12 protein-coding genes and 1 pseudogene are annotated in these 13,591 nt (G+C 62.0%); 7 read left to right on the top strand and 6 right to left on the bottom strand.

Going from position 1 to position 13,591, the window contains the following annotated elements; genetic code table 11:
• Positions 1-44 precede the first annotated feature (44 nt).
• Positions 45-1,517 carry an alpha-glucosidase/alpha-galactosidase gene (melA, locus tag JG739_RS10235; protein ID WP_202366352.1) on the bottom strand — a complete coding sequence of 491 codons (1,473 nt, stop codon included), beginning with the start codon at positions 1,515-1,517 and terminating at the stop codon, positions 45-47.
• Between the two features lie 230 nt (positions 1,518-1,747).
• Between melA and JG739_RS10230 the strand changes: the two genes are divergently transcribed.
• Complete coding sequence (locus JG739_RS10230) at positions 1,748-2,614, top strand: AraC family transcriptional regulator (protein WP_202367402.1); 867 nt, start codon at positions 1,748-1,750, stop codon at positions 2,612-2,614.
• A gap of 77 nt (positions 2,615-2,691) precedes the next feature.
• Here the strand turns inward: JG739_RS10230 and JG739_RS10225 are convergent, their stop codons facing one another.
• Entirely contained in the window at positions 2,692-3,078 is a 387-nt protein-coding gene (locus tag JG739_RS10225; RefSeq protein WP_202366351.1) for a YybH family protein, read from the bottom strand.
• Positions 3,079-3,107: 29 nt separating this feature from the next.
• Positions 3,108-6,524, bottom strand: a complete 3,417-nt coding sequence (locus JG739_RS10220) for an adenylate/guanylate cyclase domain-containing protein (protein WP_202366350.1) — start codon at positions 6,522-6,524, stop codon at positions 3,108-3,110.
• Positions 6,525-6,595: 71 nt separating this feature from the next.
• Between JG739_RS10220 and JG739_RS36185 the strand changes: the two are divergent.
• A pseudogene (locus tag JG739_RS36185) lies at positions 6,596-6,717 on the top strand (tyrosine-type recombinase/integrase); the annotation flags it as partial.
• A 72-nt stretch (positions 6,718-6,789) separates the two neighbouring features.
• Here the strand turns inward: JG739_RS36185 and JG739_RS10215 are convergent.
• Positions 6,790-7,770: a quinone oxidoreductase family protein gene (locus tag JG739_RS10215; protein ID WP_202366349.1), complete on the bottom strand. Its 981-nt coding sequence runs from the start codon at positions 7,768-7,770 to the stop codon at positions 6,790-6,792.
• Between the two features lie 97 nt (positions 7,771-7,867).
• On the opposite strand from JG739_RS10215, the gene JG739_RS10210 reads away from it, so the two are divergent.
• On the top strand, positions 7,868-8,290 hold the full coding sequence (locus JG739_RS10210; RefSeq protein WP_202366348.1) for a winged helix-turn-helix transcriptional regulator: 423 nt from the start codon (positions 7,868-7,870) through the stop codon (positions 8,288-8,290).
• A 58-nt stretch (positions 8,291-8,348) separates the two neighbouring features.
• Here the strand turns inward: JG739_RS10210 and JG739_RS10205 are convergent, their stop codons facing one another.
• Positions 8,349-8,954: an NADPH-dependent FMN reductase gene (locus tag JG739_RS10205; RefSeq protein WP_202366347.1), complete on the bottom strand. Its 606-nt coding sequence runs from the start codon at positions 8,952-8,954 to the stop codon at positions 8,349-8,351.
• A gap of 93 nt (positions 8,955-9,047) precedes the next feature.
• Here JG739_RS10205 and JG739_RS10200 point away from each other — a divergent pair, with 93 nt between their 5' ends.
• The gene (locus JG739_RS10200; protein WP_167366537.1) at positions 9,048-9,416 is read left to right on the top strand and encodes a winged helix-turn-helix transcriptional regulator; all 369 of its coding nucleotides are present in this window, start codon (positions 9,048-9,050) and stop codon (positions 9,414-9,416) included.
• Positions 9,417-9,462: 46 nt separating this feature from the next.
• Here the strand turns inward: JG739_RS10200 and JG739_RS10195 are convergent, their stop codons facing one another.
• On the bottom strand, positions 9,463-9,858 hold the full coding sequence (locus JG739_RS10195) for an acyl-CoA thioesterase (RefSeq protein WP_202366346.1): 396 nt from the start codon (positions 9,856-9,858) through the stop codon (positions 9,463-9,465).
• A gap of 112 nt (positions 9,859-9,970) precedes the next feature.
• On the opposite strand from JG739_RS10195, the gene JG739_RS10190 reads away from it, so the two are divergent.
• From JG739_RS10190 to JG739_RS10180, 3 genes are all read left to right on the top strand, one after another.
• A complete protein-coding gene (locus tag JG739_RS10190; protein WP_202366345.1) occupies positions 9,971-10,543 on the top strand; it encodes a GNAT family N-acetyltransferase in 573 nt (190 codons plus the stop codon).
• 161 nt (positions 10,544-10,704) lie between these two features.
• Positions 10,705-12,321, top strand: a complete 1,617-nt coding sequence (locus JG739_RS10185) for a GMC family oxidoreductase (RefSeq protein WP_202366344.1) — start codon at positions 10,705-10,707, stop codon at positions 12,319-12,321.
• Positions 12,318-13,529 carry a mandelate racemase/muconate lactonizing enzyme family protein gene (locus JG739_RS10180; RefSeq protein ID WP_202366343.1) on the top strand — a complete coding sequence of 404 codons (1,212 nt, stop codon included), beginning with the start codon at positions 12,318-12,320 and terminating at the stop codon, positions 13,527-13,529. Before JG739_RS10185 ends, JG739_RS10180 begins: the two co-directional genes overlap by 4 nt.
• Positions 13,530-13,591 lie beyond the last annotated feature (62 nt).

Below are 13,591 nucleotides of genomic sequence, written 5' to 3'. Positions count from 1 at the left end.
GTCCGCCCGGTTTTCCGGAACGTTGGCTTATCGCAACCAATGTCTCAGCCGGCCGCGCGCAATTTCATGGCTTCCTTTTCGGCCCTGATCTCTTCGATCGAGCGAACCTCGCGGCGGGCGACGCCCTTCCATTCCCGGGTTTTTACCGTCGCGCGGCTCAGCCGCTCCCTGGCGCCGTCGATCGCATGGGCGAATTGCGGCAGCCATTGCGCTTGCGCCACAACCATCTCGTCGACCATCTGCCAGACCTCTTCCGGCGTGCAGATGGCGCCAACCAGCGGATCGTGCAGCACGGCCAGTTTTAGGAGGTCGATGTCGCCGGAGATTGCCGCGTGGACGGACATGCGCTGGACATTGATCGACGAAATGCAGGTCGCGGCGCAGGCTTCCGGAAGCGTGATGCCGGCTACCATGTTGATGCCGAAGCGATCGACGAAGCCAGGCGATTCGATGATTGCATCGGACGGAAGATTGGTGATGACGCCTTCGTTCCTGACGTTGAAGTGCCCGCGATAGACCCGACCGGTCTCGAGCGCCTCCAGTATGTGGCTGGCGTGCTCGTTCGAGCGGCGCCTGGGATCGAAGGGCTTTCCCGCATCTTCGAGGAATTGCGGGAACTCGGTTTCGAACCAGTTCCGGGTTTCGGTCGAATAGCGCAGATAACCGCCGGTTTCGCCGTGGATCCAGTCCGACATGTCGATCCACTTGGCAGTCTCCTCAGGCCGTTTGCGGTACCAGGGCAGATACTCCGACAGGTGGCCGTTACTTTCGGTCGAATAGACGCCGAAGCGCTTCAACACGTCGATCCTGAGTTTCTCCTGCCGCGAGAAAACCGGATGCGCCTCGAAAGCGGCGACGAGCTCGTCCTTGCCGATCTTGCGGCCCTTGACGCGAACGTCGACGAACCAGGTCTGGTGGTTGATGCCGGAGCAGACATAGTCGAGCTCGCCTTCCCCGGCGCCGAGGACCTCGGCAATCTGCTCGGCCCCATGCTGGACCCCATGGCAGAGACCGACCGTATCGACCTTGCCGAATTCGATCGCCGCCCAGGTGTTCATCGCCATCGGGTTGGCATAGTTCAGGAATTTCGCGCCTGGCTCGGCCAGTTCGCGAATGTCCTTGCAGAAATCCAGAATGACCGGAATGTTGCGCTGGCCATAGAGAATGCCACCGGCGCAGATCGTATCGCCGACGCACTGGTCGACGCCATATTTCAATGGGATGCGGATATCGTCGGCATAGGCGGCGAGACCCCCGACGCGCACACAGCTGATGATGTAGCGCGCGCCCTCGATCGCCTTGCGGCGGTCCGTCGTCGCGGTCACCCGTGCAGGAAGCTGGCTCGACTTGACGATCCGCAGGAGAATGGACTCGATCATCTTGAGATTGTGCTCGCTGATGTCGGTCAGTGCGAACTCGACGTCGCGTAGCTCCGGCACACACAAAATGTCCGTGAACAGCTTCTTGGTGAAACCGACGCTGCCCGCGCCAATGATGGCGATCTTAAACCTGCTCATTCGAACCTTCCCTGCAAGCGGATCGGACCGATAGGTAAAATCGGTTCGTGAAAATCCGGCCTAGGCGTGTTATTCGGAAGACACGCAACCAAGCGGCGTGCGACCGGGATTTCATCCTCATCTCTTTTATTTTCGGTCAGTATGCGTAAGATCACGTCCCTCCGGTAGGGCGTAGATGTGCTTTGTAGGGTAATTTTGTGCTGCAAAAACTCGTCGATCTTGGACCGGTGATGAAGATGATTTCCCTGCCGCGGGCTCGGCAGCGATTGCACACCATGCCGACGAGCACCGGCTACGAAGTGAGAACGGATGCCGGCTACAGCTGGGATGGCCGCAGGCGCGGGCAGACGCCGTTCACAGTGATGCAGCACACCATCAGCGGCACCGGAAACCTGCGTTACGGAACCAGGTCCTACCGCATCGCTCCGGGCGAGACGATGCTGTTGGTTGTTCCGCATTCGCATCGCTACTGGGTCGAAAAGGGCGGGCGCTGGGAGTTTTTCTGGATATCGATGCATGGGGCGGAAGCGTTGCGCATCCATAGAGAGATCCTGGCAACGAAAGGACCGGTGTTCAGCCTGCGGGCAGCCACCGTCGATAATCTGGCCGACTGCGCCTACCGGCTGGTCAAAGGCGACGGCTCAACGCCTGCACGCGCCTCGGCAATCGCCTACGAGGCGGCCATGGCACTCTATGACGACGTGTTCGAACTGCACGGAAATGACGTGGCGGAGAATTCGGTCGTGCGTCAGGTGACTGACTATATCGGCGCGCATCTGCATCTGCCGTTGCCGGTCGATGAGCTGGCGCGGCTTTCCGGTCTCAGTCGCGCGCATTTCTCGCGTGTGTTCGCGGCGCATGAAGGTATTCCTCCGGCTGAGTTCGTCCTCAACAGACGCCTCGACCGCGCCGCAAAGCTACTGACCATGTCCGCCGACCTTCCGGTGAAGGATATTTCCGGCATGTGCGGCTTCGAAGATCCCAACTACTTCGCCAAGGTGTTCCGACATGGCTTCGGCGTCAGTCCGACAGAATTCAGAACCACTGGCATGTATGCAAGCGCCGGTTATCAGCAGGGGCAGATTTTGGACAGGTGACAAATAGCGCTGACCTGTCACCCTTTGGCCGTCAGGCGGCAAACCGCGACGGTCCGGGGATGCGCGACGGCGCAGCCTCAGTTCCAGGTGTGGAGGCAGGCTCTCCAGGATCCATCGCTTTGGCGTCTGAAGATCGTGACGATAGTTCCCTCATAGTGCTGCGTTTTACCGTCTTCGCCCAAAGCGTTGGCCGACCATTTCCCTGTTGCATAGGCAATGTCGCCGACAGCCTGCGCATCGATCATCTCGATGCGATGATCCTTCACTCCGGCCGAGATCAATCCATTCCAGAAGTCTTTGATTGCGCTCGTTCCCCTGACGACTGCGTGAGTGGATGGCAACACGACCGCGTCCTGTGTATACAGTCCAGCTACCGCGTCAGCATTGCCGCTGTTAAAGGCCGAATTCCAGCGATCGTTTGCCCGCTGAATTTCGCCGCTGATATTCTCAGTTGATTGTGTCATGGCGTCCTCCTCGTTTATCGCCTTTTCAATCAATTCGCGGCCCCAAGGCCTTCCTTCGTTGTTGCGAGCGTCTGTGCAGCTTGCAGGTCAGGCAATTTCAGGCCCTCGGTAAACCCGGAATAAATCAGTGCGAGCTGCTCGCGCGCGCCAGGGTCGTGACAGTCGGCCCGCACGAGGCTCAGCGCAGCACGCAGTTCCCAAAAACGCGCTCCCTGAGCCCGGGCCGTCGCCAATGCTTCCAAGAGGCGGTCCCTCGAATCTCCGGCCTTGTCCTCCCCAAGTTGCAGCAGTACCTCCCCCTGCAGACGCAGTATCTCGGCCGCAAACCAACGCTCCTCAGTGCGCTCAATCCCTGCTTGCGCTGCTTCGAGCAGAAGCAGTGCAGCACCATGATTGCCGGCTCTGACCTCGATTTGCGCCTGAAGAGCAATAAAATAAGGAACCATGAATTCGGCGCCGGTCGCGCGCCACTCAGTAAGACCTCGTTGGAGTTCGAGACGGCCACGACCGAAATCACCCGCCGCGGCGTTTGTCCAAGCGCTTAGGATTGTGGCGCCGGCGAGCCACAAGCGGAATCCGGCTTCGCTGGCGATGCGGGTCAATTCTGAACACTGTTCCTGGACGCCCTCGTGATCGCCAAGGACTTGGCGGATAACCCCACCGAAGAATAGCGGCAGCGCGAGGCTGTTGCGATGATCCACACGATGCGCTTCAGCAACCGCCTCGTCGTTGGCCGCCAGAGCCTGATCGGGAAACCCAAGCGGCAGTAATGTGCGGGCGAGATAGACCAGGCACACGACCCGTGGATCGAAGGCGTAAACAAACGCCGGCGATCTGTGCGCTCGGGGGTTGTAAAGGGCAAGCGCCTCCTCCAGATGTATCCGGGCGCGGGAGAACTCGCCGACAGGAAACGCACTGACGCCGGCTGCCCGATGAGCAAAGAAGGAGAGCCCGCTATCTTTGTCCGCTTCCGCCAATTCAAGCAGGCGATCCGCGACGCTACGTGCCTCAGTAAATTCGGCAGCATAGATGTGGTAAAGGGATAGGCCGTAGAGCACCGGAAAGAGCTGACGCGTCTCGCCCAACTCTTCACAGAGTTCGCGCGCCCGACCATAGGCCTCCGCTGTTGGAGGCGCAGCGAAGCCATGTGCCGCAACATGCGTGCTGCCAAGTGCCAGCTGAATTGAAAGTTCTCTCCGCGAGCGTTCTTCGGACGGGGGCATTGCCGAAAGCCCGCTTAAGGCGTTGTCGAATCGGGCGAGAGCCTCCGTCAGGACCGAGCGCGAAAGCGCTCGGCGACCGGCCAGTTCATTGTATTCGACAGCCTTTTCCAAGAGGCCCGCCTGACCAAAGTGGTGGGCAAGCAGTTCGGGCTCCGTGGCTACGATTTCGGGGAAGCGCTCCTCGAGAATTAGGGCGATCCGAGCATGCAGCTGCTGACGGCGGCTGTGCAGCAGACTGCTGTACGCCGCATCCTGCACGAGTGCATGTTTGAAGGCATAGCTCGCTTGACTGTCACTGCCACGGCGGAAAACAAGGCCCGACGTGACCAGCTGGTTCGTTGCGCGCTCAAGTTCCAATTCAGGAAGGCCCGTGGCTGCGGCAAGCAGCTCGTGCGTGAACTCGCGCCCGATCACTGCTCCGACCTGCGCCACGTCCCTGATAGAATCCAAACGGTCGAGGCGGGCCATCAGCGAGTCGTGGAGCGTCGCCGGAACCGCCAGCGGAGGTAGCGGGCCAGCCAGAACGAGCTCTCCATCGCGCATTTGAAGCAGGCCTGATTCAAGGACGACCTTGGTCAGTTCTTCGACAAATAGCGGAACGCCCTCGGTCTTGGACAGAATCTGGTCCAGCACTTCGGCCGGCAACTGCTTGCCCCCTGTCATCGCCGCAATGATAGAGGCCGCCTGGGCGCGGCTGAGCCGATTGAGCGTCAAAAATGTCGCGTGCGGGAGACCGCTCCAGCGGACTGCGCCTTCCGGACGCGAAGTTGCAATCAGCAGTACAGGTAGTTGCCGAATCCGGCCTGCGATTTGGTCGAACAGCTCGGCCGAGGTCGGATCTAGAAAATGCGCGTCCTCAAGCAGCATCAGCACTGGCTGGCTGCGGGCAAGAGCCTCTAGCTGCTCGATCAGCAACTCGAACGTGCGCGTCTTCTGTTTTTGCGCCATAAGATCGACCTTGGGATAGCGCCCCTCGGTCGGGATGGACAGCAATGCGGCGATCAGCGGTATTGCCTCGTTTGGGTACTTGGTCGAACCGGCGAGAAGTTGCTCGAGACAGTCAAGCTGACGGTCGGGCGGGTCGGTCCGCCTTATGTCGCCGGCTCGGAGTAACTGATCGGTGACAGGATAAAGGGCGGTTTCCACGTGATAGGGGGAGCAGTAGTACCGCAGTCGCGTGTGTGCCTCGTCTTTCAGGTGCTGCCGCAGCTCTTGCAGAATACGGGACTTGCCAATGCCAGCCTCGCCGAACAGCTCGACTACCTGTCCTTCACCGGACGCCGCGAGCCGCCACCGGTCGAGCAGCAAGGCGACATCGTGTTCGCGCCCGGCAAGCGGCGCAGATTCGTCTGCATGAAGTGCTTCGAAGCGACTCTCTGCGCGGCCCTCTCCAATCACTTTGAATGCGCTGACGGGCGTGTCGAACCCTGCCAGCACCTGCGGCCGAATGCTGATCACCTCGAACAGGTTTCCGATAAGTCGATAGGTGAGCTCAGAGATGATCACCGTCCCCGGCTCGGCGATGGCCTGGAGCCGCGCGGCAAGGTTGGGAGTCTCTCCCACGACCGCGTTCTCCTGCGCTGACCCGATGCCAATGAGGTCACCTACGACCACCACCCCGGTCGCGATCCCGACACGAACTGAGAGTTGCTGACCGCCCTTGACGGACAGACCGTTGACAGCGCTCACTACCGCAAGCGCCGCACGGACGGCGCGTTCGGCTTCGTCTTCATGCGCCTGCGGCCAACCGAAATAGGCCAACGCACCGTCGCCCATGAGCTTCGCGACGTGCCCTTCGAAGCGAAGGACTTCGCCTGCCGTGGTGTTCTGGAACTGCCTCAGGAGGTCGCGCATCTCCTCGGGGTCAAGCTGTCTGGCGAGCGCCGTAGAGCCGACGAGATCCACAAACATGACCGTCAGTTGCCGCCGTTCCGCCTCCCGGGGGCGACCAGGTTCGCCGAACCGCTCAACCGAAGCCGACATCGGTGAGGCAGAAGCCGGCCTGGCCGACACTACCTCCGGCTGGCCTTCCATCGCGGCAATCGCCTCAAGTATTCGCTTGCGGTGGCCAAGCGCGCCAACCCCAATTTCTTTCAGGTCTTCGGCGGTGAGGCGGGGCAGGATTTCGGCATCGATTGCGTTGTCGTCGAAAACCGGAACATATTGCTCCAGGCCCAAGCTCTTGAGCCAAACTGCAATATTCATTTGGCCCGTCACGGCCATCGACGCTTCCTTCGGCGGGGCACAAGTTTATCACACTGACATTGCGATAACACGCTCCTCGTGCGTCCACGAAGACGGGCAACATCGGCGCAGTCCACCTGCTACTCGGCCACAGAAGCTGGAGGGCACCGTCCACTACTTCGGGATAGAGGTCGATGACGCGCTGGCGATTTCCGAGCAAGTCGAACTATAGACGACTCGCATTGCTCCCGCCCGAGGCACAGGCTCCACGATCGGCCAGTGCGCAGTTAATCGACCACGCCACTCAAGGTACCAGCACGACCTTGCCGATCGAGCGGCGCTCCTCCAGCAGGCGATGCGCTTCGTTGGCCCGATCGAGTGGGTAGCGGCCGCCTTGCGTCACGGCAAGCTGCCCGCCGGCGGCCAGCTGGAAGAGCTCCGACAGGCTGGCCCTGAGGCCATCGGGAGAAAGCAGCGGCAGCAGGGCAAATCCTCTTAGCGACTGGTTTCGGGTGATCATCGCTTCCAGGTCCGAGGCGCCGATCGCGTATCTGCCAAGCGCCGCAAAGACCAGCTCTCCGCAAGCCGCGAGAGCCTGCAGCGATGCCGCCGTCATCGAGCCGCCGACAATGTCGTAGACGACATCGACGCCAGCGCCGCCAGCCGCTTTTCGCACACGCGCGGGCCAATCCGGCGGGCTATAGTCGACCTCGGCATCGGCTCCAAGCGACAGGGCGAGATCGAGCTTGGCCCTGCCGCCGGCGACCGCGATCACGGTGCTGGCGCCCTGGCGTTTGGCGAGCTGGACCAGCAACGAGCCGACACCGCCCGCGGCTGCAGTGACCAGCACGGATTTGCCGGCTGGCGGGCATTGCCGCAGCAGATGAAAAGCCGTCAGTCCCTGCACCATCAAAGCCGTCGCGTCTTCGAATGAGAGCACGTCGGGCAGAGGCACGGCCAGCTTTGCGTCGATCGTCACATAGTCGGCATAACCGCCAAACGGGCGCTTCGAAGCGAACAGCGGCGCCGCCACGCGTGTCCCGGTCAGCGAGATGTCGACCCCGTGACCAAGCGCCTCCACGGTCCCGGCAGCCTCGACGCCGAGAACCATCGGCAATTGCGGCGTCACCGCGTAGCGGTCCCCGCGCATCAACACTTCGAAGAAATTCACGCCGGCAGCATGAACGCGGATCAGCACCTCGCCTGCTTGCGGCTCTGGCTTTGGCATCTCGACAACGTCGAGGACGTCGGGACCGCCGAAACGGTTCAGTTGAATGGCTCTCATGGCATGCACCCATCGCTATGGCATCGGCTGCTGTTTGCCACTATCTGCCTGATCGCGACTACACACTCATTTGTCCCCTGCTGACCAGGAGGTGACCATGGCCATACCGACCAAGAGGGGGCCGACCAAAAGGCTGCCAACCAAAAGACTGCCTCTGCTGCCGGCGGAACGCGCGCTGAAAGTGATCTCGGGCCGATGGAAGGCTGTCATTCTCTACCATCTCTTCGACGGACCCCGGCGGCTGTCGGTGCTGAAGACGCTGGTGCCTGTTATCACCCAGAAAGTGCTGATCCAGCAGCTTCGCGAAATGGAGGAACACGGCCTTGTCAGGCGCGAGATCTTTGCCGAGATTCCCTCACGCGTCGAATATTCGGCGACGCGCCTCGGCCTCAGCCTCGAGCCCATTCTCCTGGCGCTCTGCGAGTGGGGCCAGCATCATGCGGATGAGTTGAACGAGATGGACCGCCTCGCCGACTGTATCATCAGGCCTCGGCAGGCGCGGCAGCCAGCCATTGCCTGAGTAAAAAAGGGGCGACGCAAGCGCCGCCCCGGAAACCCTTGGGAGGGTTGTCTGCGGTTCAGGCCGCCTTGACTTCCTCGGCCACCGCGTCGGCCTGGCGCGCCGCCTTCAGCACTTTGGCCCACCAAGCAACGTCGTTGACCAGCGCAGTCGCCGCCTGGTTCAGGTGCTCGAGCTCCTCAAGCTTCTTTTCACCTTGCCTGACGGCGAGGAAATCGCCCCAGGCGATATGGACTGCCGACTTGACCGGCGCCATCTGCAGCTCGACCGCATGCAGCCTCAGCTGCTCGACGGCACGCGCGCCGCCGACGCTGCCATAGCCGACGAAACCGGCCGGCTTCTTGTTCCATTCATTTGCCGCGTAGTCGATCGCATTCTTCAGCACGGCGGTCGGGCCATGGTTGTATTCGGCGGCGGTGAAGATGAAGCCGTCGAACTCGGCGACCTTCTTCTGCCAGCGCTTTGCCACTTCATTCTGCGACGGCGCCCAAGCGGACGAAGCGACCTCGTCGAAGAACGGCAGCGGGAAGTCGCGCAGGTCGACCACTTCCATGTCGATGTCGGCATGCGACTTGGCGATCCTGGCGATCCACTGGGTCGGAACGTCGGCGAAGCGTGCGGCGCGGGTCGAACCGACGACAATGGCGATTTTGGGTTTGGACATTTGGGAGGCTCTCCTTCAGGCGAATTTCTGGTATCGTTTAGATACCTGAGCTATATGAGTGACTGCGCCGACGAGGCGCAAGGAGGCACTTTTTTGATACCAAGGCACCCGCACCGCACCGAGGACTGCCGCGCCATCTCGGAAATCCTGCAGCGCGTCGGCGACAAATGGACCGTGCTCGTCGTCGGCAAGCTCGGTGACGGGCCGCTGCGCTTCAACGAACTGCGCAGCGCCGTCGGCGGCATTTCGCAAAAGATGCTGACCACCACATTGCGCGGTCTGGAGCGCGACGGCTTCGTCACCCGGACCGTGTTTCCGACCATTCCGCCGCGCGTCGACTATGAGCTGACCGACCTTGGCTACGAGCTGCTCGTGCCGGTCGGCGCGCTCGGCGAATGGGCGCGCAAGAACACCGAGCGGGTCAAGGCCGCGCGCGAAAAGTTCGATGAGATACATGCCTGAAACTCTTGCGCCGCAAGGGTTTGCGGCAGCAAGGGGAGAAGGTAACTCAGCTTTCCGCCGGAACCGCCTTCGGCTTGCCTTCGCCGTCCAGCGCCACCATGACGAAGTCGGCGTGGGTGACCTTCTCCATCAGGTCGGAGAGGTAGCGCTGCGCCCAAGCCTCGACCTTGAGCGTCATCGAGGTGCGGCCGACGCGCTCGACATGGGTATAGATGCACAGCGTGTCGCCGATCTTCATCGCTTTGGCGAACGACATTTCCTTCACCGCTGCCGTCACCACGCGGCCCTTGGCGCGCTCGGCGGCGCGAATGCCGCAGGCCAGATCCATCTGCGCCATCACCCAGCCGCCAAAAATGTCGCCCGCCGCATTGGCGTCCGAAGGCATCGCCAAGGTCCTCAGCGTCAGATCGCCAATCGGCCGCCCATCCGCGTATTGCACCATGCGCAAAGTCCCCTCGATATCGATCTTCTCCCGTATCGGGATGGCACTGACGCGTCAACGCGCACGCCGCCAAGTGCTAAACTGCGCACAGTGAGTGACGAAGGCAACCGACATGAAACTTACCACTCGCCCTCTGACATCAGATCTGTGGCCCGCGCTCGAAGACCTGTTCGGTGAGAGCGCCGTCTGCAGTCGCTGTTGGTGCATGTACGGGCGGATCGGCAGTTCTTATCGAAAGCGACCAGGCGAGGAAAACAAGGCTGCGTTCCGGCGAGCCGTCGAGCATGGTCCCTCCCCAGGCGTACTCGCTTTCGACGGCGATACTGCTGTCGGCTGGTGCCAGGTGACGCCGCGAAATGCCGTGCCCTGGCTCGATCGGCTGTGGCAGCTCAAGCGGGTGGATGACGCGCCGGTCTGGTCCCTGTCCTGCCTCTACGTGCGAAAGGCATACCGCCGGCAAGGCGTCACATCCCACCTGATCGCAGCGGCGCTGGAAGCTGCAAGGCGCGCGGACGCGCCTGCGCTTGAGGCCTATCCTTTTGATGCCGACGTATCGCCGAGTGCTTCCGGCAGCGGCTACGCTTCCACCTTCGCTCGCGCCGGGTTCAGGGTCGTCGCCCGCAGGGTGCCCGGCCGCCCGATCATGCGTTACGACTTCAAGCAAAATGCTGATTATGGCGTATGATGCTCCGACGCTTATTGATGAGGCAAAGGCCACTCGGGCAGGACACCGAATGCAAACCAAAGCGCCGGTCGCTTTTTTCACAGGCGATGCCGGAAGCTCCGGTGATCGCGGCGGCTTGCGGCGTCTAGGTTGAGCGAGAATTCGGAGCGGCCGCAGCCATCATGCAGACCTATGATTTCATCGTCGTTGGCTCCGGCTCGGCCGGCTCGGTTGTAGCCGAAAGACTTTCGGCCTCGGGCCGCTTTTCGGTGTTGGTGCTCGAGGCCGGCGGCAGCGACCGGCGTTTCTACGTGCAGATGCCGCTCGGCTACGGCAAGACCTTCTTCGACCCGGCGGTCAACTGGAACTACAAGACCGAGCCGGACCCCGGCCTCGCCGGCAATGTCGACCACTGGCCGCGCGGCAAGCTGCTCGGCGGCTCGAGCTCGATCAACGCCATGGTCTGGATCAGGGGCGCGCGCGAGGATTTCGACGCTTGGGCAGCGGCCGGCAATCCCGGCTGGGCATTCGACGACCTGCTGCCCGCCTTCAAGGCGCTGGAGGACAATCAGGCCGGCGCCGATCAATGGCGCGGCGTTGGCGGTCCGCTGCACATCACCGACTGCTCGACCTCGGTTCATCCGCTGACCAAGCGCTATCTGGCGGCCGCCAATCAGGCCGGCCTGCCGTTCAACCCGGATTTCAACGGCGCCTTTCAGGAAGGCGCCGGCATCTATCAGATCACCACCAAGAACGGCCGCCGCATGTCGGCCGCCCGCGCCTTCCTGCGCCCGGCGATGAAGCGCAAAAACCTCCGCGTCGAGACCAACGCGCTGGCAACCAGAATCCTGTTCGAGGGCAAGCAGGCTGTCGGCATCGAGTATCTCCAAAATGATGAGACGAAAACTGCCCGCGCCGGTCGCGAGGTCATCCTGTCGGGCGGCTCGGTCAATTCGCCCCAGTTGCTGCAGCTTTCCGGGGTCGGCCCATCGGCCCTGCTCGGCGCGCTCGGCATTGCCGTCATTCATGCCAATGAAAATGTCGGAGCGAACCTGCAAGACCATGTCGGCGTCAATTACACCTTCAGGGGCAGGCTGCCGACGCTCAACCAGATCCTGCGCCCGTGGTGGGGCAAGCTCATGGTCGGCATGCAATACATGCTGACGCGCTCCGGCCCGCTGTCGCTGTCGATGAACAATGCCGGCGGTTTTTTCCGCACCGACCCGGCGCTTTCACGGCCCAACATGCAGCTCTATTTCCAGGCATTCTCGACCGTCATCCCGAAGAGCGGCGAACGTCCGATCCTGACGCCAGACCCATGGCCGGGCTTTTCCATCGGTCTGTCCAATTGCCGTCCGTCGAGCCGTGGCGAGATCATGATCCGCTCCGCCAATCCGCTCGAGTATCCGAAGATCGTCGCCAACGCCTATTCGACCGAGGCTGATGTCGCCGAAATGCTGGCGGCGGTGAAGTTCATCCGGAAGATCGCCGCCATGCCGGCGATGGCCGAGATCATCGAGGAAGAGGTGTTGCCGGGCCCGTCAATCACCTCCGACGCCGACCTGATCGAGGATTTCAGGAAACGCTCGGGCACAGTCTATCATCCGGTCTCGACCTGCCGCATGGGACCGGACGCTGCCCGCGCCGTTGTCGACCCGCGCCTGCGGGTTCACGGCCTCGCCGGCTTGCGGGTCATCGACGCCTCGATCTTTCCCGATAACCTCACCGGCAACACCAACGCCGCCTCGATCATGACCGGATGGAAGGGCGCCGAACTGGTTCTGGAGGATCAAGAATGAAAATCACCGACGTAAAAACCTGGGTTGTCGGCAATCCACCGCCCGGCATCGGCGGCAAGTATTTCATCTTCGTTAAGCTCACCACCGACGGCGGCGTCGTCGGCTATGGCGAGGCCTACAACGCCACCTTCTCCGCCCACGTCACCGCGAGAATGATCGAGGACATGGCCGAGCGCTATCTCGTCGGCCGCGATCCGCACGACGTCGAGAACTTCTTCCGCCGCGCCTATTCTTCGGGCTTCACCCAGCGCCCCGACGTGTCCGGCATGGGCTGTTTTTCGGCGCTCGAAATCGCCTGCTGGGACATCATCGGCAAGGAGGCCGGCAAGCCGGTCTACAAGCTGCTCGGCGGCCAGGTTAACGAAACGCTACGTTCCTATACATACCTCTATCCGCACAGCGGCAGCGTCCATTCGGAAGATGCCCGCGGCAACAACGTCTACAACGATCCCGAAATGGCGGCCGAATGCGCGCTCGAATATGTCGAGCAGGGTTTTAATGCCGTCAAGCTCGATCCGGCCGGCCCCTACACCGCCTTTGACGGTCACCAGCCGCGTCTCGTCGACATCGATCTCTCCGCTCGCATGGTCAAGGCGATCCGCGCGGCGGTCGGCACAAGGGCCGACATCCTGTTCGGCACGCATGGCCAGTTCACCGCATCGGGCGCGCTGCGCATGGCCCGCGCCATCGAACCCTACGACCCGCTGTGGTTCGAGGAGCCGGTGCCGCCCGACATGCCCGAAGTGATGGCCCAGGTGGCGCGCGGCACGTCGATCCCGATCGCCACCGGCGAGCGGCTGACGACCAAGTTCGAGTTTGCCCGCGTCATCGAGAACCGCGCCGCGACCATTCTGCAGCCCGACCTCGGCCGCTCCGGCGGCATTCTCGAAACCAAGAAGATCGCCGCCATGGCCGAGGCCTATCACATCCAGGTCGCACCGCACTGCTATTGCGGGCCGATCGTCGGTGCGGCCAACATCCAGCTAGCCGTGACCTTGCCCAACTTCCTCATCCTGGAATCGCTGAAGCAGTGGGACGGTTTTCACGAAAAGCTGCTGAAGAAGAAGATCGAGTGGCAGGACGGCAACGTCATTCCGTCGAAGGAGCCAGGCCTTGGCGTCGAGCTCGACGAAGCCGTTTGCGAGGCGCATCCCTGGACCGGCACGGACCTGCATCTGCAGATGATGCAGACGCCGTTGACGCCGTGAACGCGCAAGAGCCACGCCTCCATCGGTCACCGGGTTTCGATCTCAGCCGTCAGGTAATTATC

This window comes from Mesorhizobium sp. L-2-11, assembly GCF_016756595.1.
Classification (GTDB): Bacteria; Pseudomonadota; Alphaproteobacteria; order Rhizobiales; family Rhizobiaceae; genus Mesorhizobium.
The sequence above is the reverse complement of the archived record's forward strand: the minus strand, read 5'-3'. Positions and strand labels throughout refer to the sequence as shown.

Bases quoted from the DNA above. Each gene is read 5' to 3' on its own strand.
- melA (WP_202366352.1), bottom strand. From the start codon at position 1,517: ATGAGCAGGTTTAAGATCGCCATCATTGGCGCGGGCAGCGTCGGTTTC.
- JG739_RS10230 (WP_202367402.1), top strand. From the start codon at position 1,748: ATGAAGATGATTTCCCTGCCGCGGGCTCGGCAGCGATTGCACACCATG.
- JG739_RS10225 (WP_202366351.1), bottom strand. From the start codon at position 3,078: ATGACACAATCAACTGAGAATATCAGCGGCGAAATTCAGCGGGCAAAC.
- JG739_RS10220 (WP_202366350.1), bottom strand. From the start codon at position 6,524: ATGGCCGTGACGGGCCAAATGAATATTGCAGTTTGGCTCAAGAGCTTG.
- JG739_RS10215 (WP_202366349.1), bottom strand. From the start codon at position 7,770: ATGAGAGCCATTCAACTGAACCGTTTCGGCGGTCCCGACGTCCTCGAC.
- JG739_RS10210 (WP_202366348.1), top strand. From the start codon at position 7,868: ATGGCCATACCGACCAAGAGGGGGCCGACCAAAAGGCTGCCAACCAAA.
- JG739_RS10205 (WP_202366347.1), bottom strand. From the start codon at position 8,954: ATGTCCAAACCCAAAATCGCCATTGTCGTCGGTTCGACCCGCGCCGCA.
- JG739_RS10195 (WP_202366346.1), bottom strand. From the start codon at position 9,858: ATGGTGCAATACGCGGATGGGCGGCCGATTGGCGATCTGACGCTGAGG.
- JG739_RS10190 (WP_202366345.1), top strand. From the start codon at position 9,971: ATGAAACTTACCACTCGCCCTCTGACATCAGATCTGTGGCCCGCGCTC.
- JG739_RS10185 (WP_202366344.1), top strand. From the start codon at position 10,705: ATGCAGACCTATGATTTCATCGTCGTTGGCTCCGGCTCGGCCGGCTCG.
- JG739_RS10180 (WP_202366343.1), top strand. From the start codon at position 12,318: ATGAAAATCACCGACGTAAAAACCTGGGTTGTCGGCAATCCACCGCCC.